The following is a 25,349-nucleotide window of genomic DNA, read 5'->3' as shown; positions in this document are numbered from 1 at the left end:
ATGATTGACCCTAGGGGTAGAAAGGAGGCTCCGGGATGCCCGAGAGCTCGGCAAGAGTGACCGTCCAAAGACGTCTTGAAGGAGCCTATGGAAGCCAGGTGCTAGGTGTGGGTCGAAAGGATACAGACAAAGAAAAAGCCGCTGAAATCAGCGGCTTTTTCAATATTCGATGGCGGAGGGGGAGGGATTCGAACCCTCGAAGCCTTTCGACTTACACACTTTCCAGGCGTGCTCCTTCGACCACTCGGACACCCCTCCGTATTGTGGTTCTTACGCCGGGGCGGTTGGCCCTTTCGCGTCAGAACGGCGCATATAGTATCGACCTAAGTGCGCGAATGCAAGCGGTTTCCGGTGTTTTGCCTGAACCGCCTCCGGTGATGGGCCCGTGTGCTGCCTTGGGGTACGCCTGGGGACGTTGGTTCGCTATGCTGGGGGCGAATCCATGACAGGGAGAGTCCCGTGTCCTTACGTACGATGTCATTACCCTCCATGCTCGCCGGCCTGCTGCTGGCACTGCCTTTGTCAGCTCTGGCCGAGACCCCCAACATCGTGCCGGGGGAGTGGGAGTTCACCAGTACCACCTCGGTCTCGGGTGATCTGCCGTTCCCCGACCAGACCGAGACGTCCCGCGAGTGCATTGCCCAGGGCGATCTCAATGATCCCGACTTCCAGATGATCGAGGAGGAGGAGAACTGCGAGCTGATCGAACACAATGTGGGCGTCGATGGCATGGACTACCGCATGGCCTGCCAGGCCGAGGGTGGCCAGGCGGATATCGTCGGCCATATGGATTTCCTGGGTGAGACCACGGAGGGCCGCGTCGAAGTGACCATTCAGTCGCCGCAGATGGGCGAGATGGAGATGGTCACCGAGGTCGAGGGTCGGCGGGTCGGCGACTGCTGATTCCGTTGCCTTACTACGCCTGAGCGCAAGACGGCCACCCTGGGGTGGCCGTCTTGCGTTGCGCGGGCTCAATGCCCTTCCGGGGCGGCCTCCATTTCTCGCTCCAGGCGTTTGGTAACGTCGCCGGGCGAACCGGTGCGCCGCGCCAGCAGGTCGTAGGCCACCGGTACCACGAACAGGGTGAACAGGGTGGCGGCGGCCAGGCCACAGAGGATGACGATGCCGATCACCAGGCGTGTCTCGGCACCGGCACCGCTGGAGATGATCAGCGGTACCGCTCCTGCCATGGTGGTAACGGCGGTCATCACGATGGGGCGCAGGCGGGTCACCGAGGCCTCCACCAGTGCCTCATGGAAGGCCCAGCCCTGGTCGCGCAGCTGGTTGGCGAACTCCACGATCAGGATCCCGTTCTTGGCGGCGAGCCCGACCAGCATCACCAGTCCCACCTGGCTGTAGATGTTCAGCGACTGGCCGGTGACGTAGAGCCCCAGCAGGGCACCGCAGATGGCCAGGGGCACGCTGAGCATGATCACGAAGGGGTGCACGAAGCTCTCGAACTGGCCGGCCAGGACCAGGAAGACCACCACCAGGCCCAGGCCCAGCAGGAAGCCGGTGGCACTGCTCGCCTCCTGAAAGTCGCGAGAAGCCCCCTTGACGTCGGTCTGGGCCTCGGGGGGCAGCAGCTCGCGAGCCGTCTCCTCCAGATAGCTCAGCGCCTCGCCCAGCGGATAGCCGTCGGCGAGGTCCGCCTCGAGGGTGATGGCACGCAGCCGGTTGAAGCGATTCAGGGTGCTGGGACCGGCGAAGTCGGTCAGGCTCACCAGGCTGGCCAGGGGGATCAGCTCGCCGCTGCGCTGTGAGCGTACCCGCAGGCTCTCCAGGCTTTGCGGACTGGGGCGCGCGCCGGGCTCACCCTCGAGAATGACGTCGTACTCCTCGCCGTCATCGATATAGCGAGTGGCGGTACGCCCCCCGAGCAGGGTCTCCAGGGTGCGCCCGATCTCGGTGACGGTGACCCCGAGCTCGGCGGCCCGCTGGTAGTCGATATCGACCTGGAGCTGGGGCTGGGTCTCTTCATAGTCGCTGTCCAGTCCGGTGAGGCGGGGGTTGTCCTCGCGGATATGGGCGAAGAGGGTGTCGCGCCAGGTCTCGAGCTCCTCGTAGCTGCCGCCACCGAGCACGAACTGCACGGGCTTCTCGACACTGACGCCGAAGCCCTGACGCATCACCGGGAAGGCGCGCACGCCGGGCAGGTCGGCGAGCTTGCCTCGAATCTCGGCCATGATCGCCCAGGCAGAACGGCGGCTGCCCCAGTCGGCCAGGTTGATGATGACGAAGCCGCTGTTGAAGTTCTCGATATTGCCCCAGCCGAGTGGCGCGCGCACCAGCACGCGATCGACCTCGCCGCCCTCGACCATCGGCAGCAGTCGTGCCTCGATCTCGTCCATATAGTCGAGCATATAGTCGTAGGTGGCACCGGGAGGGCCGTTGACCAGCACCCAGAAGTTGCCGCGGTCCTCCTTGGGGGTGTACTCGTTGGGTAGCTCGGCGTTGAGCCAGAGCATGCCCCCGATCACCGCGACGAGCAGTGCCATCACCAGCAGGCGCAGCTTGAGGGCGCGCTCGAGCAGGCGACGGTAGATGCAGCGGGAGTGCTCCAGTGCCCACTGCACGCCACGGGCGAGACGCTCTTCGTGCATATTCGTCTTGAGGAGCTTGGATGCCATCATCGGCGTCAGGGTCAGCGCCAGCAGGCTGGAGATGGCCACGGCGGCGGCCAGTGTCAGGGCAAACTCCGAGAAGAGTCGGCCGATATCGCCCTGCAGAAAGCTCAGCGGCACGAATACCGCGATCAGTACCAGGGTGGTGGCGATCACGGCGAAGGCGATCTGGCGGGTACCGCGAAACGCCGCCATCAGCGGGGTCTCGCCATGGTCGTGCATGCGCCGATGGATGTTCTCCAGCACCACGATGGCGTCATCGACGATCAGGCCGATGGCCAGCACCAGGGCCAGCAGGGTGAGCAGGTTGATGGTGAAGCCCATCATGGCCAGGGCACCGAAGGTGCCGATCAGGGCGATGGGCACGGTCACCGCGGGGATCAGGGTGGTGCGCAGATTGCCCAGAAACAGGAAGATCGCCACCACCACCAGGCCCATGGCGATAAACAGGGTCTCCACCACCTGGGAGATGGCTCCCTCGACGAACATCGAGGCGTCGAAGTTGAGCGCCAGGGTCATGCCCTCGGGCAGCTTCGGCTGCTGGCGCGCCATCTCGGCCTGCACCTCGCGGGAGATCTCCAGCACATTGGCGGTGGACTGCTTGACCATGCCCAGGCCCACCAGTGGCGTGCCATTGCCGCGGAAGATGGTGCGCTCCTCCACGGCGCCGATCTCCACCCGGGCCACGTCACCCAGGCGCACCAGATAGCCGTTGTCGGCCTTGTCCAGCACCAGGTTGCGGAAATCCTCGGGCGTCGCGAAGCCGCGTGGCAGGCGTACGATGAACTGTCGCTCGCTGGATTCGAGGGAGCCTCCGGGGAGCTCGGCGTTATCGGCACGCAGCGCATCCTCAATGTCACCGGCGGTGAGACCACGGGCGGCCATGGCGTCCGCATCGAGCCACACGCGCATGGCGTACTCGCGCCCGCCGCCGATGATGACCCGCGAGACCCCCGGCTGGATGGAGAAGCGGTCCACCAGGTAGCGGTTGGCGTAATCGGTGAGCTCGGCCATGGTGTAGCCCTCACCGGAGAGCGATAGCCAGATCACCACCTGGGAGCTGGAGTCGGCCTTCTCCACCTCGGGAGGGTCGGCCTCGTCGGGCAGGTTGCCGGCGGCGTCGGAGATGCGGTCGCGGATATCGTTGGCGGCCGAATCGATGTCCCGGTCGAGGCCGAACTCGATGCTGATGCTGGAGCGCCCGTCCCGGCTCGAGGAGGAGATCACCTCGATACCGGAGACTCCGGCGATACGATCCTCCAGCACCTGAGTGATACGCGCCTCCACCACGCTGGCCGAGGCGCCGGGGTAGCCGGTGTTGACGCTGACGATGGGCGGATCGATGGTGGGGTACTCCTGCAGCGGCAGACGCTGAAGGGCGAGCAGGCCAAAGGCCACGATCAGGGCGGCCAGCACCGTGGCCAGTACCGGCCGCTGAACGGAGAGATCGGAGAGGCGCATCAGCCGCTGGCCTCCTTGGCATCACGGTCCCGACGCAGCAGCTCGGATACGCTGGTGGTGTCGTCTAGAATGCCCAGCAGGCGGGTCGGCTGGCCGTCGCGTACCCGCTCGGTCCCGTGGGCCACCACCAGCTGCCCCGCCTTCAGGCCGGCGAGAATTTCGACCTCCCCCTTGCGGCGGGCGCCGATGGTGACCTCGCGACGCGTCACGCGATGCTCGTCATCCTGGGTCAGGGTCAGCACGTACTGACGGCGCCCCTCGGGGATCAGCGCCGACTCGGGGATCACCAGGGCCTGGCGAGCCTCACGCTGTACCACCACGTTCATCAACATCCCGGGGCGCAGCTTGCCCTCGGGGTTGTCGATCAACGCCCGCACGCTCACGCTGCGGCTCACCGGATCGACCCGGGTACCGATGCTGGCGATCTCGGCGCCGAAGAGGGTGTCCGGATAGGCGGCGCTGGTGGCACTCAGGGCCAGCCCCGGGGAGATCTCGCCCAGCGTCAGCTCCGGCAGGGTGAAGTCGAGCTTCATCACGTCGAGCTTGTCCAGGGTCACAAGCTCGGTGCCCGGGGTGACCAGGGTCCCCACGCTGACGTTGCGAAAGCCCACGCGACCGCCGAAGGGGGCCCGCAGACGGTAGTCGTTGAGCCGTGCCTCCAGGGCCTGGATCTCGGCCTCGACCTGACGCAGCCGTGAACGGGCATCCTCCAGGTCACCCCGGGGGGCCAGGTTGCGCTGCTGCAGCTGGGTCAGGCGATTGACGGCATTCCGGCGCTCCTCACGCAACGCCTGGGCGGCACGCAGGTCGGCCTGGGCCTCGTCATCGGCCAGGCGAACCAGCAGCTGACCCGCCTCGACCTCCTCGCCATCACGGAAGTTGAGCTGTGCCACGACATCGGTCACCGTGGCGGAGAGCGTGACGCTTTCATCGGCGCGCAGGGTTCCCAGCGACGCCAGTGGGTCGGACCAGGCGTCCAGGTGCGCTTCGGCGGCGATCACCGCCGTGGGCTGCTGCGCCTGTAGCGGTGAGGCAACCATCAGCAGCAGACCCGGCAACAGGGGCAGTAAACGAAGGAGGAAGCGTAGCGGCATGTGGGCAATCTTGTCGGTAGGCGGTGGTCGGGCAACGATCAACGGCGTTATCGAATAGCTTACTCGGGCGTGGCCATGAGAGTGTGGCAACTTTTCACAACCCGCTTTTAACAAGCCGGTGTGTCGCCCAAGGGAGTCAAATGTACAAGGCTTGTACACCACTGGCCACTCTCGGCGCCCGGCGATGGGGCTGCTAGAATGCGCGCCTCGCCGCAGGCGGTACGGGCAATGGCCGAGAGGAGAGCAGGGTGACATACGATGTAGTGGTGATCGGCGCCGGCGCCGCTGGGCTGATGTGTGCCCTGAATGCCGGCTATGCGGGGCGGCGGGTGCTGGTGGTGGAACATGCCAACAAGGCTGGCAAGAAGATCCTGATGTCCGGTGGCGGGCGTTGCAACTTCACCAACCTCAACTCCACGCCGGCCAACTTCTTTTCGGGCAACCCCCACTTCTGCATCTCGGCGCTCAAGCGTTATCGGCCCGAACACTTCCTGGAGCTGGTCGAGCGCCATGGGGTCGAGTATGTCGAGAAGGCCCCGGGGCAGCTGTTCTGCGCCGATTCCGCCAAGGAGATCCTGCGCGTGCTGCTGACCGAGTGCGACTGGGCGGGGGTGGAGATCCGCCTGAAGACGCGTATCGACTCGGTGGAGCGCCTGGGGGAGGGCGTTCGCCTGGCGACCTCCGCCGGCACGTTCGATGCCGGGGCGCTGGTGGTGGCCAGCGGTGGCCTCTCGATCCCCACCATGGGGGCCAGCGGCTTCGGCTACGAGATCGCCCGCCAGTTTGGGCTGGAGGTGACCGATACGCGCCCCGCGCTGGTGCCCTTCACCCTGACATCACAGTGGAAGGCGCGAGCGGAGGCGCTGGCGGGGGTGAGCTGCGAGGTGGAGGCCAGCTGCCGCGAAGGACGCTATCGCGAGCCCATGCTGTTTACCCACCGCGGCCTGTCGGGCCCGGCCATGCTGCAGGTCTCCAGTCACTGGCAGCCCGGTGACGAGATCGTGATCGATCTGCTGCCCGGCGAAGACGCCTTCGCCGCGCTGTGTGCGGCGCGCCAGGAGACACCGAAGCGGCGCCTCTCTACCTGGCTGGGCGAGCGCCTGCCCAGGCGTCTCGCCCAGGCGCTGGTGGAGTGGCAGAACGATGACGGCGTGCTGGCCGAGTGTGGCAATGCGCGTCTGCAGGGGTGGGCCGAGGCGCTTAATCGCTGGCGCCTCAAGCCCGCCGGCACCGAAGGGTGGCGCACCGCCGAGGTGACCCTGGGTGGGGTGGATACCAGTGCGGTATCCTCACGGGACTTTGCCGTGGCGGGGTTGCCTCAGCTGCGCTTCATCGGGGAAGTGCTGGATGTGACCGGCGAGCTAGGGGGCCACAACTTCCAGTGGGCCTGGGCCAGCGGCGTGGCCTGCGGATCAAGCCTCTAGCGCTGCAGAACGCTGCCGTCGTCATCCAGCAGGGGGTAGCTGCCCTGCTCGTCGTGGTCCTCGGGGCCAACCAGCGCCGGCGTGAACACGCACAGCACGGTCATGCCCTTCTCACTGCTGAGAATATGCTGCTGATTCTTGTCCAGGGCATACATCACGCCGGGCTCCAGGTCCCATTTTCCGCCCTCGGTCAGATCCTCTATCTGGCCACGACCCTCGATGCAGATCACGCTCTCCTTGTGGTTGCGATACCACATGTGAAGAGCCTGGCCGGGCTTGATGGTGGTCTCGTGGAGCGAATGCCCCATGCCATCCTTGCGCAGGGTGTAGCGTCGGCTGATGAACTTCTCCTCGTCGATGGCGTTGTCTTCGGCATCCTTGTGGGTACGAACGATCATGGTGCGCCTCCTGTGACGATGCTGGGTGGTGGCCGGGACCTCCTGCGAGCGATTCAGACCTCCTGGGAGGGGTCGGGAATCGAGGGGAAGCGTGGCGGATGGGCTTCCATGAAGGCGTGGCTGGCGCGCAGCACACGGATATCGTCGAACTTGCCGCCGGCCAGCTGGAAGCCTACCGGCAGTCCGGCGTCGGTGAAGCCGCAGGGGATCGACGCCGCCGGCTGCTGGCTGAGGTTGAAGGGGTAGGAGAAGGGCGCCCACTCCTCCCAGTCGCGCATGTCGCTGCCGGGAGGGACCTGGTGGTTCACCTCGAAGGGCGGTATGGCCACCGAGGGCGTCATCAGCAGGTGGTAGCGCTGATTGAAGTGCTCCAGCTGCTCGGTGAGACGCGCACGGTCGGCCAGGGCGCGGAACAGGTCCACCGCCGACCACTCCTCGGCACGACGCGCGTTGTCGACCAATCCCGGGTCGAGCTGCTGACGCTGTGTTTCGTCGCACTGAGACCACAGCTCCAGCGATGCCGTGAACCACAGGCGGCGAAAGATATCGATCGGCGACTCGAAACCGGGGTGGATTTCGGTGACCTCGGCCCCCAGCGCCTCGAGCTTCTCGGCGGCCTCGCGCACTCGCTGAGCGATCTGCGGATCGACCTTGGCATAGCCGAGATCGGGCGAGTAGGCGATTCGCAACCCCTTGAGGCTCTTGTCGAGGTCCACCCCCCAGTCCTCGGGCTGACCGCGCGTGGCGTAGGGGTCGCGGTAGTCGTAGCGACCAATCGCGTTGAGCATATGCACGGCATCCCGCACGGTGCGGGTGAGTGGCCCGATATGCGACAGGGTCGGCTCCTTGGCGGGTGGCCACTGAGGCGTCCAGCCGAAGGTAGGCTTGAAGCCGAAGACCCCGGTGAAGGCCGCCGGGATGCGGATGGAGCCCCCGGAGTCGCCCCCCTGGTGCAGCACTCCCATGTTGAGAGCGGCGGCGACCGCCGCACCGCCCGAGGAGCCCCCGGGGGTGAGTCGAGTATCCCAGGGATTACAGGTGGCGCCGAAGACGCGATTGTCGGTCACCCCCTTCCAGCCGAACTCGGGAGTGTTGGTCTTGCCCAGCAGCACCGCCCCGGCTTCGCGCAGTCGCGCTGACGGCGGTGCGTCGTGCTCACAGGGGGCGTCGGAGGTGGTGAGCGAGCCTTCGCGCGACGGCATGCCGGCCACGTCGGTGAGATCCTTCAGCGTGACCGGAATGCCATCCAGCTTGCCCAGAGGCCGACCCTGGCCCCAGCGGCGTGCCGAGGCCTTGGCGGCGCGCTCGGCGCCCTCGCTATCGACATGGGTGAAGGCGTTGACCTGACCATCGAAGCGCTGGATGCGCTCCAGGGCGGCACGTGTGGCCTCCAGCGGGGAGGCCTTGCCGGTGCGGTAGAGTTCGATCAGCTGGTCGGCCGTCATCTGGCCGAGGTCGGTATCGTTCATGGTTAGCGCCTTCCTAGCAGCATTCCAATGATGACCCCGAAAACGGTACCTATGCCGAGGCTGGTCCAGGGGTTGTCGTGAACGTAGCGGTCGCTGACATCGAGGCGGTGGTCCACGGTGTCGCGGGCCTCCCCGTAGAGGCGCTCGCCGCGGGACTCCAGCCGCTCGCGGGTCTCCTTGAGACGCTTCTCGGCGCGATCGCGAAGCGCCTTGATATTGCTGCGGGAGTCGTCGGCGGTGGCGCCGATCAGCTCCTCGATGGTCTGTGTCAGCTGATGCAGGTCCTCCTTGAGCTGGGCGGTGGACTCTTGGGTGCGCGACTGGCCGGTCGACTTGGCGGTGCTGCGGGAGCGCGTGTTCTGCTTTCCCTGTTCGCGGGTGCCCCGGGATCGAGTGTTGCGTTGCTGTGCCATCGAGCTCTTCCCTGTGACGGTGAATTCAGATCCAGCATAGCAGGCGTTGAGCAGCTTAAAAGGGGGTTGGTGGAAGCGATCACCCCCGGGATCACCCTAGCCGCTGGCTGCCTTCGGCATCCCGCGGCATCATGGAGCCGTTAGGCCGATCGGAGACCCGGACGATGAAGAAAGTGCTATTGATCGCGCTGCTGGCCCTGGCGGGGCTCACCTGGCTCGAGGGACAGTGGGAGGGGCGCGGCAGTGCGGAGCTCCCTGTCGTGGAGCAGCGCCTGCCGGGGCAGACGCAGATCGAGGCGACCCTGCGGTTGATCGAGCGTGGCGGCCCCTTTCCCCACTCCCAGGATGGCACGACCTTCTTCAACCGCGAGGGCAGGCTGCCGAAGGAGCCGCGGGGCTACTATCGCGAATACACCGTGGAGACGCCGGGCCTGGACCATCGCGGTGCTCGTCGTATCGTGACCGGCGGCAAGCCTCCCGAGGTCTTCTACTACACCGATGACCACTACGACTCGTTTCGGGTACTGGAGGGGCGACGTTGAGCACAACGAGTGAGAGTGAGGTTCTGGCACGCTATCTGAGCGATCCGGCCCACGCCGGGGTGTACCGTCTGGATGCGGCGCGGATCGAGACGCCTGTCGTGTCGGTGAGCGAGAAGAGGGGGGATGCCGTTGCAGGGGGCGACTGGCGCAGGCTGCCGGCGGCGCAATACTGGAGTCGCGAGGCGCTGCTCGATGGCCTGGCGGCGAGCCTGGCCTTTCCCGACCACTTCGGGCGTAACTGGGATGCCGCCTGGGACTGCCTGACGGAGCTTGACTGGAGCGAGGAGCGGGCCCTGGTGGTGTTGGTGCCCGCGGCACCCGCCGATGAGGCCGCCATGGCGGTCTTCGTCGAGTTGATGCGGGATGCCGCCGAGCACTGGGCGGCCCGCGGTCATGCGCTGGTTACGTTGATTGTCAGCGAGACGCCGGTCACAGCCGCGCTACGGACGGTGCCGGAATGGCCACTGGGACCAGACGCGAGGTGAGTCGCCGAGGATAATGCCTGCGACGCGCTAGCTCAGCAGTCGACGCAGGCGGTTGAACATCAGGGCGCTGGCGGTCGCGCGGCGACCATAGCGTATTAGCCGACTATGATTCTTGCCGATCCCCAGCATCAGCACTCCCCCCAAGGCATAGAGGGGAACCTTGAAGCGCATCAGTGCATGCCAGCCGCTGTCGATCGACTCGGAGGCGGAGTGCCAGCGGTTGGCCGCGACCAGAATGTCCACCCGCTGCTGTTCGATGCGTGCCTCCAGCTCGGCCTTGCGTTGCGCTCGGCTTAGTGGCGCTTCGTTGTCAGCTGTCATGTCGACCCTCCTTGCGCTCCTGCTCCAGCAGCTCACGGTCGGTGGCGAGGTGCTTGAGGGTACTGGCCAGCAGGGTGCGCCTGCGCGCCAGCTGCATGACGCGCAGGCATAGCAGCAGGCCGCTGGACAGCAGGACCCCCGCGCTGACGGCGATGGCGGTCAGGCGGTAGCTGTCCCAGAAGAACACGATCACCAGGGTGGTGAGTACCGCGATGCCGAGCAGCAACAGGATCAGTGCCAGGCCCGCGATCAGCAGCATGCCGACCAGGCGGGCGCGCTCCTCTTCCAGCTCCAGCACGGCGAGACGCAGGCGTGTCTCGCCGCTGGCCAGCAGGCTGCCCAGCAGGCGCCTGCCGGCGGTAAAGATACGCTGAGCCGGTCCCTGGCTGGCTGCCATCAGCGCCGCCCGATCAGCATGCCGATCACGATGCCTACGCCGGCGCCGATGCCGATGCTGGTCCAGGGGTTGTCGCGGACATAGCGGTCACAGGCATCGACCTGATGGTCGAGGGTCTCCCGGGCATCACCATAGAGGCGTTCGCCGCGAGCCTCGAGCCGATCGCGGGTCTCCTTGAGCCGCTTCTCAGCACGTTCGCGCAGCTCCTTGATATTGCCGCGCGAATCATCGGCGGTGGCACTGACCATCTCCTCGATGGTCTGGGTGAGGTGCTGCAGGTCTTCCTTGAGTTGCGCGTTGGTTACCTGATTACGATTTGCCATTCGGGTCTTCCTGTGACGGTGGGTGACAGGTCCAGCATAGCAGCCGGCATGCGGCTTGGCAGAGTGCCGGCAGGCCGGTCAGGGCTAGCGCAGCATGCCGCTATTGGGCGCAAACAGCGGGTTGAGGCTGAAGCCCAGGCTGAGGCGTTGAGTGACCTGATCGTAGTCGATCAGGCTCTCGCCGTAGCCATGGTAGTACTGTACATGGGCACGGACTCTGCTGTCGAAGAGCGGCCAGGAGTAGTCGAGCTGCCCCCCCATGTGGCCGGCCCCGGGGTTGCCGCGCAGCAGCAGGCTGAGCTCGTCCTCACCGAAACGCCGGGCGAGGGTGACGTCGCCATAGCCCATGTAGCGTTCGATATCGGGGTTGTCATCATCCCCGGTGGTTTCGGGCAGGCGATAATGCGGCGCCAGGCTTACCGCCCAGTTGCCACGCTGGAAGACCGTCTCCAGGTAGAGGCGGTTCCAGCTGCGCGACAGCTCGTTGGAGCGGCCGTTGGACTGATGATTGATGGCCACGCGGTTGCGTATATTGGCCCAGCCAAGCACCTGCCAGTCGTTGTCGGCGCTGAGAAAAATCTCGGGTTCGTAGTTGGTCTCGCGGAACGGCGAGGAGTCGTCGGTGTTATAGGCCTGCCACCAGCTGCGCTGGGTATAGGCGAAGTAGAGATCACCGGTATCGCCGAACAAACCCTCGGCAAGCGCGACCTTGGCGCTGAACTGAAACTTCAGCTCGCTGCGCTCCATCCCCCCCTCACCCGTAAGGTCGGCATAGGCAGCGTGGTTCGGCTTTCGGTTGTAGGTGAGCGGAAACAGGTAGTTGCGCCGGTAGGCGGTGATGGCATAGGGGTTGCGGTTCGAGGCCTGCTCCAGCTGACGCCGGCCGGCGGCTTCGGCCACGGCAACATCGGCCGGGGCTAGCTGCTCCTGGGGCCAGACGAACTCCCTGGCGTTCGGTATGTCATCGACTGGCTGGGCATCCATGGCATCGAGCCTGGCCTGCACTGCAGCGGCTTCGGTGTGAAGCTCGGCCAGGCGTGCCTCCAGCTCGGCGCGGCTGGTCGAGTCCGGTGCCGCCTGAGCCGTGCCGACGATCAATAGAGCCTGACAGGCAAGGGCGGCGGTGCGAATCGGCGGGCGCATGTGGTTTTCCAGGGTAGAAAGGGCTGGATGATCGTTCTACCACGCCCGGAAGACAAGTCAACCGCCTGAGGGAATCACGATTGCCTTGCCGCGGAAGGGAGCACAGAATCGACAGCCAGGAAAATGCAACGGGAGAGGGGCGTGAGGACGGCAACAACGGGAAGTGCCAGGCAGGGCAGAGGGCACCCAGCGCTCTGCAGGCTACTGGGATGTATTCTGCTGGGGTGGATGCTGCTGGCCATGGCATGGCCGGCCTTGGCCCAGCAGGAGCCACTGCCCGAGCGTGCCGCCGTGGAGGAGCAGCTGACGGCTCTGGAGGAGCGCGCCGGCGAGGCTGGCCCTTCCGGTGAAGAGCAGGTCACGATCGAGCTTCTCAACGCCACACTCGCCGACCTCGATGCCCTGGACGAGGTCGAGAAGCGCCGAGAAGCGCTTGAAGCGCGAGTGGATCAGGCGCCCGAGGTTCTGTTGCGTCTGGAGCGTGAGCTGGAAGATGAAGCCGCTAGCGGTCGAGCCACCGCCGCCGAGCTGGATGAGCTCTCTCTTGAAGAACTGGAAGCACGCCAGCAGCGGGCGGTCGTGGAGCTGCAGCGCCTTCAGGATCGCCTCGCCGAGGTCAACGCGCAGCTGTTGACGGGCCAGACCCTGCCCGAGCGCGCCCAGCAGGCCATCGCCGAGGCCATGCGTCGGGTCGAGCAGGCGAGACGCGACCTCGACGAGCTGGATGTCAATGATATCCCCGCGGATGATCCCAGGCGCTGGCGACGACAGGTGGCTCGTGCCCTGGCCGAGGCGCGGTTGCTCTATCACCAGCGCGAGCTGGCTACCAACAGCCGCCTGCGCGACCTGGACCAGCAGCGCCAGGAGCTCCTGACGCGCCAGCAGTCACGCCAGGAGGCGAAGCTTGCGTTGTTGCAGAATGTCATCGAGCGCAAGCGGCGGATGGCGTCGGAGCAGGCCATCGCCGATGCGGTAAGAGACGACCCGCTGCTGGAGGAGGGGCATCCGGTGCTGGTGAGTGCCCAGCAGGTGAACCTAGCCCTCAGTCAGGAGCTGCTGCGCGCCAACGATCGTAGCAGCGTGCTGGTGCGCGATAACCTCACGCTGCGTAGTCAGCTTGATCAGGTGCGTCAGCTAGAGCGCAGCCTCACCGAGCAGATCGAGGCGATTCGTGGCTCGACCCTGCTGGCGCGTATCCTGCGTGAACAGCGGCGTGCACTGCCTCAGGCCACCACGCGGCGCGACCTGCAGGATGAGATCGCCGATCTGCGACTTCGCCAGTTCGATCTGGCGAATCAGCGTGACCAGCTGCGCGAGGGGGAACGCCTGGCCCGGCAGCGCCTGGAGGAGGCCGGGGTGGCGAGCAGCGAAGCTCTGGTCGACTCCCTGAAGCGGCTATATCAGTCGCGTCGGGAGCTGGTCGACCGTCTCGAACAGACCTACGGCAGCCTGCTGAGCTCGGCCATCGAGCTGCAGCTGAATCAGCAGCAGCTGACGGAGACGACCCAGGGGCTGCGAGACACCATCGACGAGCAGCTGTTCTGGGTCGCCAGCACGCGTCCACTGGGGCTGGCCTGGCTGCGCCAGCTGCCCAACAACCTTGCCCTGGAGTGGCGGGAAGGCGAATGGCGACAGGCGTTGCCCACCACCTGGAGTCTCCCCTCGGTGGGCGCCCTGGCGGGATCGCTGCCTCTGCTGCTGGCCGCAGTCCTGCTGTGGAAGCGTCGGCGCATCCAGGCGCGCCTGGCCGAGCTGCATGAGCAGATCGGGCGACTGCGCAGCGATACCCAGCTGCATACGCCGCTGGCGATAGTGTTCAATGCGTTGATGGCCGCACCGGGTCCGCTGCTGCTGGCGGGGGCCAGCCTGGCACTGCTGTTCGGTGGGGATGATACCGCCCAGGCACTGGGCAAGGCCGGACTGGAGCTCTCCCTGGCCTGGGGCGTGGTGGCCTGGTCGCGCCGACTGCTGGTCCCTGATGGTGTGGCCACGACCCACTTCCACTGGCCGGCGGACTACGCCCTGCGCCTTTATCGGCAGATGAGCTGGCTGGGGATTGCCCTGGTGCCGGTGCTGGGGATCGCCACCCTGGCCCGTGAGTCGGAGTTTGGCCTGAGCAATCGTCCGGTGGCGCTGGGCCTGCTGTTGCTGGGGCTGATGGTCATGAGCGTGAAGATAGCTCGGCTGATCATGGCCCATGCACCCTACTTCGGGCTCAAGCTGTTTCGCCTGGTGCTGGGACTGGCGATGGCGGGTGTGCCACTGATCCTGATCGGGCTGGTGGTGAGCGGGTTCGAGTATACCGCGCTAAGCCTGATTGGCCGCTTCGTGATCACGCTCTATCTGCTGGGGTTATGGATTCTGGTCGAGGCCTCGGTGGTGCGAGGGCTGGCGGTGGCGGCGCGCCGTCTGGCGTTTCGTCGCGCCCTGGCCCGCCGCCGTGCCGAGGGAAAGGAGGGGGCCGAAGGCGGCCCCGAGGTCGTCGAGGAGCCGCCCCTGGACATGGAGCAGATCAATCAGCAGTCGTTGAGGCTCTCCAGGTTGCTCCTGCTGATCGGCTTCGTGCTGCTGTTCTACCTGGTGTGGGCCGACCTGCTGACCGTGCTCGGTTATCTGGAGAAGGTGGCGATCTGGGGTGGGGAAGGCGACGACCTGGTCACCGACGCCTTGACGGTGGCGGACGTCTTCACCGCGCTGCTGATCGTGGCGCTGACCATGATGCTGGCACGCAACCTGCCGGGGCTGCTGGAGGTCAGTGTGCTGTCGCGTCTGGAGCTCAAGCAGGGGAGCGCCTACGCCATCACCTCGCTGCTCTCCTACACCATCATCGGCACCGGCCTGGTGTCGTTTCTGGGAACCCTGGGGGTCTCCTGGGACAAGCTGCAGTGGCTGGTGGCGGCGCTGGGGGTGGGGCTCGGTTTCGGGCTGCAGGAGATCTTCGCCAACTTCGTCTCGGGGTTGATCATTCTCTTCGAGCGACCCGTGCGCATCGGCGATACCGTGACCCTGGGCAACCTTACCGGCACGGTGAGTCGAATCCGCATTCGCGCCACCACGGTGACCGACTTCGACAACAAGGAGATCATCATCCCCAACAAGACCTTCGTCACCGACCAGCTGATCAACTGGTCGCTCTCGGATACCATCACCCGTGTGGTGCTGACCTACGGCGTGGCCTATGGCTCCGAACCTCGCCTGGTGCACCGCCTGCTGCGTCAGGCCGCCGAGGAGAGCGAGCGCGTGCTGGCCGACCCGGAGCCCCAGGTCTTCTTCATGGCCTATGGGGCGAGCACCCTCGATTTCGAACTGCGTATCTTCGTCAACGCCCTGGGGGATCGGCTATTTGCCACCGACGAGATCAATTCGCGGGTCGGCGAGCTGTTTGCCGAACACGGTATCGAGATCGCCTTCAATCAGCTCGATGTTCGACTGCATCGTGCCGTCGATGGTGTGGAGCGCAGGGTCGAGCGCCGAGGCGCCGCCGGGCCGGTCGAAGAATATCCGGCCCCCGGGGCCTACGGTGATCCGGGAGACATCGAGACGGGGGATGCCGATGGTGCGGGCGAGGGCGGCCTGGATGGGGAGGCGGATGGTGGCCGCTGAATCGCCTGGTCGGGGCGCTCAGCCGCGCAGGGCGTAGAGCAGGAACTCGCGGTTGCCGTCACCGCCCCGTATCGGGCTCTCCTGCCAGTGCTGGATGACCAGGTTGGCCTCGCGACAGCACTGGCGGATGCGTGCCTCGACCTCGGCATAGCGTGCGGTGTCGCGAACCAGCCCCTGGGAATCGACTCCGCCGGGGCCTACCTCGAACTGCGGCTTGACCAGGCTTACCAGGCGTCCACCCGTGGTCAGCAGGGTGGCGAGCTCGGTCAGGATCAGCGTCTGGGAGATAAAGGAGACATCCATCACGGCCAGATCCGGGGCACCTCCGCCCTGGGCGGCAAGGGTCTCCGCCAGTCGCGCATCCTCGGCCATGGCGCGGGCATTCAGCCCTTCCAGGCAGGTGACCCTGGGGTCATCGCGCAGGCTGGGGTCGAGCTGGTCATGCCCCACCTCGACCCCGATCACGTGTCGCGCGCCATGGGCCAGGGCGCAGTCGGTGAACCCGCCGGTGGACTGCCCCACATCCAGCACCAGCTGGCCCTCCAGGTCGAGCGCCAGCGCCTGGAGGAGCGCTTCCAGCTTGAGCCCCGCCCGGGACACGTAGCGCTCCTCCGGATCATCCGCCACCGACAGCCGGGTATCATCCGGCAGCTTCTCCCCCGGCTTGGTCAGTACCCGGTCGGAGTCGGCCAGACACACCCGGCCATGGCGAATCAGTCGCTGGGCGCGGGTGCGTGAACGGGCCAGGCCCTGGGTGACGAGCAGCAGGTCGAGGCGAGGCATGGGGGCTCCGGGCGGAAAAAGGGCGCCATTATAGCCAGCGGAGAGTCTCCGTTGTAGCCAAGGGAGAGCCGCCGATTTTGGCGGGCGGCTCCCCTTCGGTCATGCCGGCATCATGGCGAGCTGCCCGGCCCCTCGGCGGCTTGCAGATCGGTGGGTGGGATGCGGTCGGCCCCCCAGCTGCGATAGAGATAGTCGGCGACCCGATCTAGTTCGCTCTGGCTGACCTCGGCCAGTTCGCCGCGCTCCAAGGGATCGTAATGGAAGATATAGAGCCGCGAGGCGAACTGATCGAAGGGCAGGGAGGATTCGCCGAAGCGCTCGCCGTGGTCGGCGGTGCTGACCTGGATGCCGTCACCCCAGTCCTGTCCGCTGTCATTGTTGGGGTTGAAGAAGTAGACCCGCATCACCTCGGAGGGGTCGAGGTTGACCCGTAATATGGTGATGGCATGCCAGCCGATAAAGCGGGCGGCGCTATCGGTGACCGCAATGCCGGCTGGCTGAGGGTGAATCAGTGGCTGGTTGCCGTTGTAGTAGGGGTGATAGCTGGCATAGAAGTGGCGCAGGAAGGTGTCCAGCTCCTGGATCTGGCCGGTGGCCACGTCGACATTGATGCGAAAGCCGCGTCCCGACCACCAGCCGTGGAACTCCGGGTTGACCCAGCGGTGGGGGTCGCCCTCGCGGCCGATGCAGCGCCGACCCATCTCGGCATAGATGCGGTCCAGGTGCGGCACCACGATCAGCGACACCGGGTCGAGGTCCAGAGGGAGCGTCTGGGCAACGCCTGACAGGCTGGCCATCGAGGAGAGCGGCATGCCCTCGAAGTGAATGATGATCTCGTCGTCCCGGGCCGCCCAGGTCACCATCTGCAGCAGGTAGTCGGGGTCGTTGTAGGCCCAGATCGAGAGGGCACGGGCGGACTGGCAGGTCGGGTTGTTGCCCTGGCCGATGCCCAGCGGCTGGCCGAGCATGCATAGCACGCCCTCGAGCAGCCGAGCCCGCGGCGAGACGGCCTCGCCGAAGGCCAGGTTGAGTCGCGCCTTGGACCACTCCGAGAGTGACAGGCCGAGCTGTCGCCACATGGCTGGTGCGACCGGGGGTTGATAGAGAATGCCGCGCTCGAGCATCAAGGCCAGGCCGTAGGCGGCCTGGGGGGTGGCGGAGTGCACGCCACCGCGAATCAGTGCCGTGACCAGCTCACGATAGCAGAGCAGGCAGTCCCGCCCGGTGGCGGAGAGCCCCAGCGCCTCCGCCAGCAGATGATCGTTATGGTCCAGCAGGTGGCGCAGCAGCACGGGATGGTAGGCGGAGACCAGGCCCGTGTCATGCATGGCCCGGGCGAATCCGGTGGCCTCTCCCTGAAGCGCCGTCGCATCCATGCTGGACAGCCGCTCGCGGTAGACCTCCAGGCCGGGGTCCTCGCGACAGGCGCGGGTAGGGCCGAACAGCGAGCTGACCAGACGGTCGGCTCCCTGGCCGCTGGCGCCCAGGTCGATTGCCGGGTCGGCCTGGCAGATGGCGATCTGGGTGATCATCTGCTTGACCGGATCGACCTGGATCGGTCGCTGCTCGAGGATCCGCCAGATCTCGTCGATCAGGCGGTCGATGATATGCTCATAGCCGATACGCTCGGCTAGATGGTGAAACAGGTGGCGGGGCACCTGGGCGAGTCGGCCCTGGGTCTCGCGTTCGGCTTCGCTGGGGGCGCCGAACAGCAGCCACAGGTTGATGGCCATCGTCTGGGTCAGGTAGTGGTGCGCCTGTTCCGCGGAAACCACGGGATGAAGGTACTCGCCCTTGGCTACCGCCAGCAGGCGCAGCTCACTGAGTGTCTCGATCACCACCATGTTGGGATCGGCACTCTTCAATGCATGGGTGGTGAGGGTGGGAACCAGATACTGGGGGGTCTCCCAGTCGGAGCCGTCGAAGACGCCGGCCTGCTCCAGCCTCTGGGCGCGCGCCTCTACGGCGGCGGCACCGCCCTCCTGCAGCAGCACACGGCGTGCGGTATCGAGCACCCGGGGCAGCTTGCCGGGCTTGGCGAAGTCGCGCGCCTCTTCCAGCAGGGTGGTTGCCGCGTCGAGCTTCTCCAGCAGAAGCTGAAGCTTGGTATCGTCGGGTGGCGTGGTACCGCCACCCGCTTGAGTGTCGTCATGCGTTGTCACGCTGACTCCTTGTCGTCAGGTCGTCATGGCTTCCCATGACGCCTAGATCGTGCGAGGAAATCAAGCTAACGCCCTGATTGAGACCTCAGCTCAGACATAGAAATCGAGCTCTTCCAGGCTCTTGAGCAGCTCCTTCATGCGTGCCGCTTCGTCGCCCTTGAAGTAGACCAGCCCCCAGTGCGTGCCGAAGGCGGTGCGCTTGGTGACCGTTTCCTCCAGCGGCGGCGTGAGCTCGTGGGATTCGAAGTAGGGGTCGTCCTCGACCTCTTCGGGAATCTCCAGCTTGCTGACCACGCGAAGTCGCGGATATACCCCGAAACAGCCGGCGTAGCCATCGGCGTCCTCGATCTCCCTGGGGAAGAACTCGGCGACCTCTTCCGGCGTGCTCTTGGGGTCGAACACCAGCATCGATGCCTGGTAGGCATTGAAGCCGTAGACCCGCTCGAGCAGCTCGAAGACCTTGAAGCCCGGCGGCCGGTAGGCGACCTCGCCGAAGTACATCTCGCCGTCGTTGGTGACGAAGTACTCGGGGTGAATCAGGCCAAACTCGATATCGAAGGCCTTGATCAGCTTTTCGATCTGGGCGGTGATCTGGGGGCGGTACTTCTCCAGCTCCGGCGAGGCCGGCACAAACACCGAATAGCCCAGGGTCACGTACTCGGAGATATTGAGGAACACGATCTTGCCGTCATGGATCCACGCCTCCACGGCGAACTCCCAGCCGTCCAGGTGCGATTCCATCAGCACCGGGAACTCCTCCTCGGGGATGGTATCGACCTCGTCGGGAGTGCGGATCACGCGATGACCGAGACAGCCAGCCTTGTCAAAGGCCTTGAGGTGGATGGGGTCATTGGGGTCGCCGTCGAGCTTGAGCAGGGTCTGATTGACTCGCTTCAAAAAGCGGATGACGTCGTCCTTGTCGTGGGCTTCCTCGAAGATGCCGACGCGGATGCCGCCGAGCTGGGCGCGGCGTTTCATCAACGCCTTGTCGCGCAGCAGCAGCGACTGCCCGTAGAGGCGCGGGCTGTCGAGCAGCACCGAGTTGATCGCCCCGGCCCACTCCACGGTCTCCTCGAAGAGCGGGATGGCCACGTTGACGTCCATCTCCTTGAGCGTCTCGGCGATCTCCATGGAGCGGTCGTTCAGGCGCTCGAAGTTCCATGGCACGTAAGGAATATCATGCTTCTGGCAGTACTCCTCTGCCCAGTCGGGCGCCACCACGACATAGCGTCGGTCGAAGTTCTCGGCGGCTTCGATAGCGTTCAGGCTCCAGCCCAGCAGGGCGATATGCCCCTTGTTCGGATCCTTCTTCATGTGGCGCCTCCTGTTATTCGCGATGGTGACCCCTGCCTGTCATGCCGTGCAGTGATATTGACGGCATATAAGGTAAGGGTAGTCTTCATGCTACAGCATGCAGCGTTGGCCAACATCCCGAACGCGACCGTCACGCATCCTTGCCTGCGTCCGGTGGGGCTGTTATAGTGCGCATCCACTCGGCAAGACGTTGATCGATAACGTCAATCAGGTCGAGTTGGCATCGTCATGATGTCGTGCTGTGGTGGCCCCGTCGGTCCTCCCGCAACGCTAAACCGCAAACCCCGCCAGGCCCGGAAGGGAGCAACGGTAGTGGTGGACGCGTGTGCCGGGATGTGGCTGTCGGGGCCGCCTCCATTTCAGGCGGCCGAATCGCCTCGACATGTTCCTGGCTTCCTCCCTGGGCCTCGCCTGTTGTCTACCCCTGGTTTTCCTCTTCTTTAGGGTCCTCCTCTTTCCTCGTCTTCTTTTTCTTCGATTTGTGTCGCCTCAACGTTGCCTGTCGTGTGGCTGCCACCCTCTGCGTGGCCGATAAACGGTCGTTCGTTGGAAGGTCGTATTGGCCGCGGCCGCGAAGCGCGCTAAGGTGCAGCCTCGGCCTTTCCAAGGCTGTTCGATCCTGTCTCGATCGCAACAACTCATCAATACGAATAACTCATCAATACGAAGAAGAGGGAACATCATGATGCGGCGTCGAATTCTCTCCGCGGTGCTGGGCTCCATGCTGGTGGCCGGAGTGGCCCAGGCTGAGACCGTCAACCTGGGCATCACCCAGATCGTCGAGCACCCGGCCCTGGATGCCAGCCGCCAGGGAGCGCTGGATGAACTCGCCGAGCGCGGCTATGTGGAGGGCGAAAACCTCGAGGTCGACTTCCAGAATGCCCAGGGTGACACCTCCATCGCCGCTCAGATCGCGCGCAAGTTCGCCGGTGATCGCCCGGACCTGGTGCTGGCGATCAGTACGCCTTCGGCCCAGGCCGCGGCCTCGGCATTGCAGGATGACACCCCCATCGTCTTCACCGCCGTCACCGACCCGCTGATCGCCAAGCTGGTGAGCGACATGGAGGCCCCCGGCGCCAATATCACCGGGGTGGTGGATGCGCCCCCCCTGCAGGCGCAGCTGCAGCTGATCCGCGACATGTTCCCCGAGGCCAAGCGGCTGGGAGTGATCTATAACCCCGGTGAGGCAAACTCCGTCTCCCAGGCCGAGAAGCTCAATGCGATGGCGCCAGAGCTGGGGTTCGAGCTGGTCGAGGTGACCGCCTCGCGCACCTCCGAGGTGATGGGCGCCGCCCGCAGTCTGGCCGGTCGCGCCGATGCCATCTACGTGCCGGTGGACAACACCGTGGTCTCGGCCCTGGAGAGCGTGCTCAAGGTCGGCTACGACGCCGATATTCCGGTATTCACCGGCGACAACTCCTCCGTCGAGCGTGGCGCCCTGGCTTCGCTGGGCTTCAGCTACTACGACATGGGACGCCAGACCGGCGCGATGATCGCCGACATCCTGGGTGGCGAGAAGGCCGGTGATCTGCCGGTGGGCACCGTCGAGAAGCTCGAGCTGATCCTGAACCGAGATGCCGCCGAGCAGATCGGCTACGAGATCCCGGCCGAGTTCGAGGAACAGGCGGTCGAGATCTTCGAGTAATGAGCCTTATAGCCTTCCTGGGGGCCATCGAACTTGGCCTCATCTTCGGTTTCGTGGCGCTCGGTGTCTATCTCTCCTTTCGCGTTCTCGACTTTCCCGACCTGACCGTCGACGGCAGCTTCCCTCTGGGGGCTGCCGTGGCGGCGGTATGGATCGTGGGCGGCGGCAACCCCTGGGTGGGAACCGCCCTGGCGGTGGTCGCCGGTGCCATGGCCGGCACGGTGACCGCCTGGATGGCGGTGAAGCTCAAGATCCTCAATCTGCTGGCCTCGATCCTGTCGATGATCGCGCTCTACTCGATCAACCTGCGGGTGATGGGGCGACCCAACATCGCGCTGCTGACCGATGACACCATCTTCACGCCGCTGGAGTCGCTGCCGTTCAGCCGCTATGTCGTCTTCCCGCTGGCGATCCTCGCCGGCCTGGCGGTGGTGACGGTCCTGCTCAACCGTTTCCTCAACAGCGAGGTGGGGCTCGCCATGCGTGCCACCGGCGAGAACGCGCGCATGGCCTCTGGCAACGGCATCAACACCTCGGTGATGGTGCTCTCCGGCATGGCGCTCTCCAACGCCCTGGTGGCGCTGGGAGGTGCGCTGTTCGCCCAGAGCCAGGGCAGCGCCGACGTGACCATGGGGGTGGGTACCATCGTGGTGGGGCTGGCGGCGGTCATCGGTGGTCAGTCGCTGATCCCCGGGCGCACCATCCTGATGGCTACCCTGGCGTGCATCTTCGGCTCCATCCTCTATCGCCTGATGGTGGCGGTGGCGCTCAATGCCGACTTCATCGGCCTCAAGGCCCAGGATCTCAACCTGGTGACGGCTCTGCTGGTCGGCTTCGCGCTGGTGCTGCCGCGGTTCAAACGCAAGAGGCGTGTCGCATGATCGAACTTCAGGATATCCACGTCACCTTCAATCCCGGCACGCCGCTCGAGAATCACGTGCTCAAGGGGATCGACCTGGTCATCGATGAGGGGGAGTTCGTCACCGTGATCGGTGGCAATGGTGCGGGCAAGTCGACGCTGCTCAATGTGCTGGCCGGGGAGGTAATCGCCCAGCCGGGGCGGGTGCTGATCGGCGGGCGCGATGTCACGCGGCTGTCGGCCTTCAAGCGCGCCGATCTGGTGGCGCGGGTCTACCAGGATCCGCTGGCCGGCACCTGCGGCACTCTGACCCTCGAGGAGAACATGGCGCTGGCCTTCGCTCGTGGGCGGCGCCGGCGACTGGGGCGTGCCCTGGACGGAGGCCTGCGCAGCCGCCTGCGCGACAACTTGGCGCGCCTGGGGCTGGGGCTGGAGGATCGCCTCCACGACAGCATCGGGCTGCTCTCCGGCGGGCAGCGCCAGGCGGTCAGCCTGCTGATGGCGGCACTGCAGCCCATGGAGATTCTGCTTCTCGACGAGCATACCGCGGCCCTGGATCCGAGAATCGCCAGCTTCGTGCTGGAGCTCTCCGCCGACATCATCCGCGAGCAGCGCCTCACCGCGCTGATGGTCACCCACAGCATGCGCCAGGCGCTGGATGTGGGACACCGCACCATCATGATGGATCAGGGCGAGGTGGCATTCGACGTCAAGGGCGAGCAGCGGGCCGGGCTTCAGGTGCCCGACCTGCTCAAACTATTCGAGCGTGCCCGCGGTGAGCAGGTCGACGACGATTCGCTGCTGCTGGGCTGAAGGGGAGGTGCCATGCGTATCTATCACTCCGAAATGAGCAAAGCGCGTCGCGCCCGGACCGAGCTCGATGGCGGCCAGTTGGTGCCGCCCTGGGAGTGCCCGGAGCGGGTCGACATGATCCTTGAGGGCCTGTGTAAGGCGGGGTTCACCGAGATAGTCGAGCCGGCCGAGCATGGCCTGGCACCGGTGCTGGCGGTTCACGATGCCGACTACGTCGACTTTCTGGCGACCTGCTGGGACGACTGGCAGGCGCTGGGGCGCGAAGGGGAGGCGATCGCCTGGATCTGGCCGACTCGCACGATGCCGGGGCGGCGAATCCCCAGCTGTGTCGACGGGCGCCTGGGCCACTATGCCCTGGGGGCGGACACTTCGATCTGCGGCGGCACCTTCGAGGCGGCCCAGGCCAGCAAGGATGTGGCGCTCTCGGCCCTGGACCATGTGCTGGCCACAGGCGAGCCGGCCTTCGGCCTGTGTCGTCCGCCGGGGCACCATGCCGCCGTCGATCAGTTCGGCGGCTACTGCTTCTTCAACAATGCCGCGGTGGCCGCTCAGCGGGCGCTGGATGCGGGTTTGTCGCGAGTCGCCATTCTCGACGTGGACTTCCACCACGGCAACGGCACTCAGCAGATCTTCGAGCAGCGCAGCGATGTGCTGTTCGTGTCGATCCACGGCGATCCCATGACCTGCTTCCCCTATTTCATGGGCCACGCCGACGAGGTGGGGGAGGGTGAGGGGGCGGGCTATACCGTCAACTATCCTCTGCCGGAGGGCACGGGTGCCGAGGTATGGTTCCATGTGCTCGAGGCCGCCAAGGAGCGCATCCGTGAAACGGGCTGTGAGCTGCTGATCGTGTCGCTCGGGGTGGACACCTTCGAGGGCGACCCGATCAGCGCCTTCAAGCTGAGCAGCGACGACTTCATCGAGATGGGGCGCCGCCTGGCGGCCCTGGGTCTGCCGACCCTGTTGTTGATGGAGGGCGGTTATGCGGTGGAAGAGATCGGTGTCAACGTGGCCAATGTGCTGAGTGGCATGACGTCAGGGGCTGTCGAGCGGGGTTAGGCCCGCTCGCTCTGTGCCTGCCGGCCGTGCTGGCGCCGCTGCACCTGCATGGCGTCCATGCGTGACTTGAGGGCGCTCTGGGTGGCCTGCAGCGCCTCGACCCGTATTTCCGCCTTGGTGGCGCGCTGCAGGGCCTCCTGGGCATGCTTCTGGGCCTCCTGCCTGGAGCGCTCTGCGGCATCCAGGCGCGCCTTCTGCTCGGCGCGCATCTCGGTGATCTCCTGGCGCTGGCGGGCACGCTCCTCCTGCATCTCCTGCTTGAGCTGAGCGATCTGCTCGGTCTTTTCGCGTGCCTGCTCGAGGGCGCCATCGCGCTGGCTCTCGGCCACCGCCTGGGCGCGCTCGGCCTTGATGCGCTCCTCCTCGCTGGCGCGGGTCCCGCGCTCGGCGGTCAGACGCGCCTGCTGTGCCTCCTCCAGCTGTTCGCGCAGCAGGGCCACCTGCTGGCGCTGCTCGGCGAGTGTCTGCTGGGCCTGGCGGGCCAGTTGCCGTTCACGCTCCAGCTTGTCGCGCAGGCTGTCACGCTCGGCCAGCAGGGTGCTGGCGCGCTCATCGGCAATCTGCCCGGCGCGTTCGGTGGCCTCGAGCCGTTGTGCCAGTTCGTGGTTACGCCTTTCGAGGGCCTCGCCGGCCTCGGCCAGGGTCGTGGCGTCGGCGCGCGCCTCATCGGCCAGGCGTCGACCCTCGGCCAGCCCGGTGTTGGCATGGGTCGCCAGCTCGCGCTCCAGGGCGTCGATCAATGCCGCGGGAAGGCGTGGAGCCGAGGGTTCGGGCACGCTGCGGGTATCACGCCAGGCGCTGAGGTGGCGCTGGACGATATTGGGTGAGCCGGTGCCGAGCAGCTCCAGCACCCGTTGCAGGGTGGGTTCGGCGCCGCGGTGTTCGAGGTTTTCGGCCGCGGCGACGACCTGCTCGTAGGTAAGCGATGAGGTGGTGGGTACGCTATCGCGAGATGGGTTCATGGCATCGTCGTCCCTGTAATGATCCATGAGGGCCACACTAGCACAGCCCCACGGC

At 65.8% G+C, this 25,349-nt stretch carries 22 protein-coding genes, 1 tRNA gene and 1 other RNA gene; 10 read left to right on the top strand and 14 right to left on the bottom strand.

The window, feature by feature from the left end:
- Positions 1–170: 170 nt before the first annotated feature.
- Positions 171–258 (bottom strand) — tRNA-Ser (locus RM463_RS03255).
- A gap of 201 nt (positions 259–459) precedes the next feature.
- On the opposite strand from RM463_RS03255, the gene RM463_RS03250 reads away from it, so the two are divergent.
- Entirely contained in the window at positions 460–903 is a 444-nt protein-coding gene (locus tag RM463_RS03250; RefSeq protein ID WP_311428957.1) for a DUF3617 family protein, read from the top strand.
- A 68-nt stretch (positions 904–971) separates the two neighbouring features.
- On the opposite strand, the gene RM463_RS03245 is transcribed toward RM463_RS03250, so the two are convergent.
- Together RM463_RS03245 and RM463_RS03240 are read right to left on the bottom strand one after the other, a co-directional pair.
- The gene (locus RM463_RS03245; protein ID WP_311428956.1) at positions 972–4,085 is read right to left on the bottom strand and encodes an efflux RND transporter permease subunit; all 3,114 of its coding nucleotides are present in this window, start codon (positions 4,083–4,085) and stop codon (positions 972–974) included.
- Complete coding sequence (locus RM463_RS03240) at positions 4,085–5,179, bottom strand: efflux RND transporter periplasmic adaptor subunit (protein WP_195686970.1); 1,095 nt, start codon at positions 5,177–5,179, stop codon at positions 4,085–4,087. The genes RM463_RS03245 and RM463_RS03240 overlap by 1 nt, the downstream gene beginning before the upstream one ends.
- A 248-nt stretch (positions 5,180–5,427) precedes the next feature.
- Between RM463_RS03240 and RM463_RS03235 the strand changes: the two genes are divergently transcribed.
- Positions 5,428–6,603, top strand: a complete 1,176-nt coding sequence (locus RM463_RS03235) for an NAD(P)/FAD-dependent oxidoreductase (RefSeq protein ID WP_311428955.1) — start codon at positions 5,428–5,430, stop codon at positions 6,601–6,603.
- On the opposite strand, the gene RM463_RS03230 is transcribed toward RM463_RS03235, so the two are convergent.
- Genes RM463_RS03230 through RM463_RS03220 form a run of 3 tightly spaced genes read right to left on the bottom strand, consistent with a single transcriptional unit; the run spans position 6,600 to position 8,883 of the window.
- Positions 6,600–7,001, bottom strand: a complete 402-nt coding sequence (locus tag RM463_RS03230) for an ectoine synthase (protein ID WP_195686968.1) — start codon at positions 6,999–7,001, stop codon at positions 6,600–6,602. The genes RM463_RS03235 and RM463_RS03230 overlap by 4 nt on opposite strands.
- Positions 7,002–7,054: 53 nt before the next feature.
- Positions 7,055–8,470 carry an amidase gene (locus RM463_RS03225; protein WP_311428954.1) on the bottom strand — a complete coding sequence of 472 codons (1,416 nt, stop codon included), beginning with the start codon at positions 8,468–8,470 and terminating at the stop codon, positions 7,055–7,057.
- Positions 8,471–8,472: 2 nt separating this feature from the next.
- The gene (locus tag RM463_RS03220) at positions 8,473–8,883 is read right to left on the bottom strand and encodes a YqjD family protein (protein ID WP_195686966.1); all 411 of its coding nucleotides are present in this window, start codon (positions 8,881–8,883) and stop codon (positions 8,473–8,475) included.
- A 164-nt stretch (positions 8,884–9,047) separates the two neighbouring features.
- Between RM463_RS03220 and RM463_RS03215 the strand changes: the two genes are divergently transcribed.
- Together RM463_RS03215 and RM463_RS03210 are read left to right on the top strand one after the other, a co-directional pair.
- Entirely contained in the window at positions 9,048–9,425 is a 378-nt protein-coding gene (locus RM463_RS03215) for a ribonuclease domain-containing protein (RefSeq protein ID WP_195686965.1), read from the top strand.
- Positions 9,422–9,910 carry a barstar family protein gene (locus tag RM463_RS03210; RefSeq protein ID WP_311428953.1) on the top strand — a complete coding sequence of 163 codons (489 nt, stop codon included), beginning with the start codon at positions 9,422–9,424 and terminating at the stop codon, positions 9,908–9,910. Before RM463_RS03215 ends, RM463_RS03210 begins: the two co-directional genes overlap by 4 nt.
- 27 nt (positions 9,911–9,937) lie before the next feature.
- On the opposite strand, the gene RM463_RS03205 is transcribed toward RM463_RS03210, so the two are convergent.
- The 4 genes from RM463_RS03205 to RM463_RS03190 all read right to left on the bottom strand — a co-directional run bounded on the left by RM463_RS03205 (position 9,938) and on the right by RM463_RS03190 (position 12,094).
- On the bottom strand, positions 9,938–10,231 hold the full coding sequence (locus RM463_RS03205; protein WP_195686963.1) for a YqjK family protein: 294 nt from the start codon (positions 10,229–10,231) through the stop codon (positions 9,938–9,940).
- On the bottom strand, positions 10,221–10,628 hold the full coding sequence (locus RM463_RS03200) for a phage holin family protein (RefSeq protein ID WP_311428952.1): 408 nt from the start codon (positions 10,626–10,628) through the stop codon (positions 10,221–10,223). Before RM463_RS03200 ends, RM463_RS03205 begins: the two co-directional genes overlap by 11 nt.
- On the bottom strand, positions 10,628–10,951 hold the full coding sequence (locus tag RM463_RS03195; RefSeq protein WP_195686961.1) for a YqjD family protein: 324 nt from the start codon (positions 10,949–10,951) through the stop codon (positions 10,628–10,630). The genes RM463_RS03200 and RM463_RS03195 overlap by 1 nt, the downstream gene beginning before the upstream one ends.
- Positions 10,952–11,035: 84 nt before the next feature.
- Positions 11,036–12,094 (bottom strand): phospholipase A, encoded by a 1,059-nt coding sequence (locus RM463_RS03190; protein WP_195686960.1) that lies wholly within the window; start codon positions 12,092–12,094, stop codon positions 11,036–11,038.
- Between the two features lie 123 nt (positions 12,095–12,217).
- On the opposite strand from RM463_RS03190, the gene mscK reads away from it, so the two are divergent.
- Positions 12,218–15,697, top strand: coding sequence for a mechanosensitive channel MscK (mscK, locus tag RM463_RS03185; RefSeq protein ID WP_409229245.1), 3,480 nt, complete (start codon positions 12,218–12,220; stop codon positions 15,695–15,697).
- 18 nt (positions 15,698–15,715) lie between these two features.
- Here the strand turns inward: mscK and RM463_RS03180 are convergent, their stop codons facing one another.
- The 3 genes from RM463_RS03180 to RM463_RS03170 all read right to left on the bottom strand — a co-directional run bounded on the left by RM463_RS03180 (position 15,716) and on the right by RM463_RS03170 (position 19,956).
- Positions 15,716–16,480: a TlyA family RNA methyltransferase gene (locus tag RM463_RS03180; protein ID WP_311428951.1), complete on the bottom strand. Its 765-nt coding sequence runs from the start codon at positions 16,478–16,480 to the stop codon at positions 15,716–15,718.
- Positions 16,481–16,590: 110 nt separating this feature from the next.
- Positions 16,591–18,642, bottom strand: a complete 2,052-nt coding sequence (locus RM463_RS03175) for a hypothetical protein (protein ID WP_311428950.1) — start codon at positions 18,640–18,642, stop codon at positions 16,591–16,593.
- Positions 18,643–18,732: 90 nt separating this feature from the next.
- The gene (locus tag RM463_RS03170) at positions 18,733–19,956 is read right to left on the bottom strand and encodes an acetyl-CoA carboxylase biotin carboxylase subunit family protein (protein WP_195686956.1); all 1,224 of its coding nucleotides are present in this window, start codon (positions 19,954–19,956) and stop codon (positions 18,733–18,735) included.
- Between the two features lie 251 nt (positions 19,957–20,207).
- Here RM463_RS03170 and ffs point away from each other — a divergent pair.
- The 5 genes from ffs (at position 20,208) to RM463_RS03145 (ending at position 24,332) form a co-directional block, all read left to right on the top strand.
- An RNA gene (gene ffs / locus RM463_RS03165) (signal recognition particle sRNA small type) lies at positions 20,208–20,304 on the top strand.
- Between the two features lie 334 nt (positions 20,305–20,638).
- The gene (locus RM463_RS03160) at positions 20,639–21,601 is read left to right on the top strand and encodes an ABC transporter substrate-binding protein (RefSeq protein ID WP_311428949.1); all 963 of its coding nucleotides are present in this window, start codon (positions 20,639–20,641) and stop codon (positions 21,599–21,601) included.
- Positions 21,601–22,482 (top strand): ABC transporter permease, encoded by an 882-nt coding sequence (locus RM463_RS03155; RefSeq protein WP_299230943.1) that lies wholly within the window; start codon positions 21,601–21,603, stop codon positions 22,480–22,482. The genes RM463_RS03160 and RM463_RS03155 overlap by 1 nt, the downstream gene beginning before the upstream one ends.
- Positions 22,479–23,273: an ABC transporter ATP-binding protein gene (locus RM463_RS03150; RefSeq protein WP_132041436.1), complete on the top strand. Its 795-nt coding sequence runs from the start codon at positions 22,479–22,481 to the stop codon at positions 23,271–23,273. Before RM463_RS03155 ends, RM463_RS03150 begins: the two co-directional genes overlap by 4 nt.
- Before the next feature lie 12 nt (positions 23,274–23,285).
- The gene (locus tag RM463_RS03145) at positions 23,286–24,332 is read left to right on the top strand and encodes a histone deacetylase family protein (RefSeq protein ID WP_311428948.1); all 1,047 of its coding nucleotides are present in this window, start codon (positions 23,286–23,288) and stop codon (positions 24,330–24,332) included.
- On the opposite strand, the gene RM463_RS03140 is transcribed toward RM463_RS03145, so the two are convergent.
- Complete coding sequence (locus tag RM463_RS03140; RefSeq protein WP_311428947.1) at positions 24,329–25,294, bottom strand: DNA-binding protein; 966 nt, start codon at positions 25,292–25,294, stop codon at positions 24,329–24,331. The two genes, RM463_RS03145 and RM463_RS03140, sit on opposite strands and share 4 nt — an antisense overlap.
- Positions 25,295–25,349 lie beyond the last annotated feature (55 nt).

This window comes from Halomonas sp. LES1 (assembly GCF_031846005.1).
In the GTDB taxonomy this organism is placed as follows: domain Bacteria; phylum Pseudomonadota; class Gammaproteobacteria; order Pseudomonadales; family Halomonadaceae; genus Halomonas.
The sequence above is the reverse complement of the archived record's forward strand: the minus strand, read 5'-3'. Positions and strand labels throughout refer to the sequence as shown.

Bases quoted from the DNA above. Each gene is read 5' to 3' on its own strand.
- RM463_RS03245 (WP_311428956.1), bottom strand. From the start codon at position 4,085: ATGCGCCTCTCCGATCTCTCCGTTCAGCGGCCGGTACTGGCCACGGTG.
- RM463_RS03240 (WP_195686970.1), bottom strand. From the start codon at position 5,179: ATGCCGCTACGCTTCCTCCTTCGTTTACTGCCCCTGTTGCCGGGTCTG.
- RM463_RS03230 (WP_195686968.1), bottom strand. From the start codon at position 7,001: ATGATCGTTCGTACCCACAAGGATGCCGAAGACAACGCCATCGACGAG.
- RM463_RS03225 (WP_311428954.1), bottom strand. From the start codon at position 8,470: ATGAACGATACCGACCTCGGCCAGATGACGGCCGACCAGCTGATCGAA.
- RM463_RS03220 (WP_195686966.1), bottom strand. From the start codon at position 8,883: ATGGCACAGCAACGCAACACTCGATCCCGGGGCACCCGCGAACAGGGA.
- RM463_RS03215 (WP_195686965.1), top strand. From the start codon at position 9,048: ATGAAGAAAGTGCTATTGATCGCGCTGCTGGCCCTGGCGGGGCTCACC.
- RM463_RS03205 (WP_195686963.1), bottom strand. From the start codon at position 10,231: ATGACAGCTGACAACGAAGCGCCACTAAGCCGAGCGCAACGCAAGGCC.
- RM463_RS03200 (WP_311428952.1), bottom strand. From the start codon at position 10,628: ATGGCAGCCAGCCAGGGACCGGCTCAGCGTATCTTTACCGCCGGCAGG.
- RM463_RS03195 (WP_195686961.1), bottom strand. From the start codon at position 10,951: ATGGCAAATCGTAATCAGGTAACCAACGCGCAACTCAAGGAAGACCTG.
- RM463_RS03190 (WP_195686960.1), bottom strand. From the start codon at position 12,094: ATGCGCCCGCCGATTCGCACCGCCGCCCTTGCCTGTCAGGCTCTATTG.
- mscK (WP_409229245.1), top strand. From the start codon at position 12,218: ATGCAACGGGAGAGGGGCGTGAGGACGGCAACAACGGGAAGTGCCAGG.
- RM463_RS03180 (WP_311428951.1), bottom strand. From the start codon at position 16,480: ATGCCTCGCCTCGACCTGCTGCTCGTCACCCAGGGCCTGGCCCGTTCA.
- RM463_RS03170 (WP_195686956.1), bottom strand. From the start codon at position 19,956: ATGAAGAAGGATCCGAACAAGGGGCATATCGCCCTGCTGGGCTGGAGC.
- RM463_RS03160 (WP_311428949.1), top strand. From the start codon at position 20,639: ATGATGCGGCGTCGAATTCTCTCCGCGGTGCTGGGCTCCATGCTGGTG.
- RM463_RS03155 (WP_299230943.1), top strand. From the start codon at position 21,601: ATGAGCCTTATAGCCTTCCTGGGGGCCATCGAACTTGGCCTCATCTTC.
- RM463_RS03150 (WP_132041436.1), top strand. From the start codon at position 22,479: ATGATCGAACTTCAGGATATCCACGTCACCTTCAATCCCGGCACGCCG.
- RM463_RS03145 (WP_311428948.1), top strand. From the start codon at position 23,286: ATGCGTATCTATCACTCCGAAATGAGCAAAGCGCGTCGCGCCCGGACC.
- RM463_RS03140 (WP_311428947.1), bottom strand. From the start codon at position 25,294: ATGAACCCATCTCGCGATAGCGTACCCACCACCTCATCGCTTACCTAC.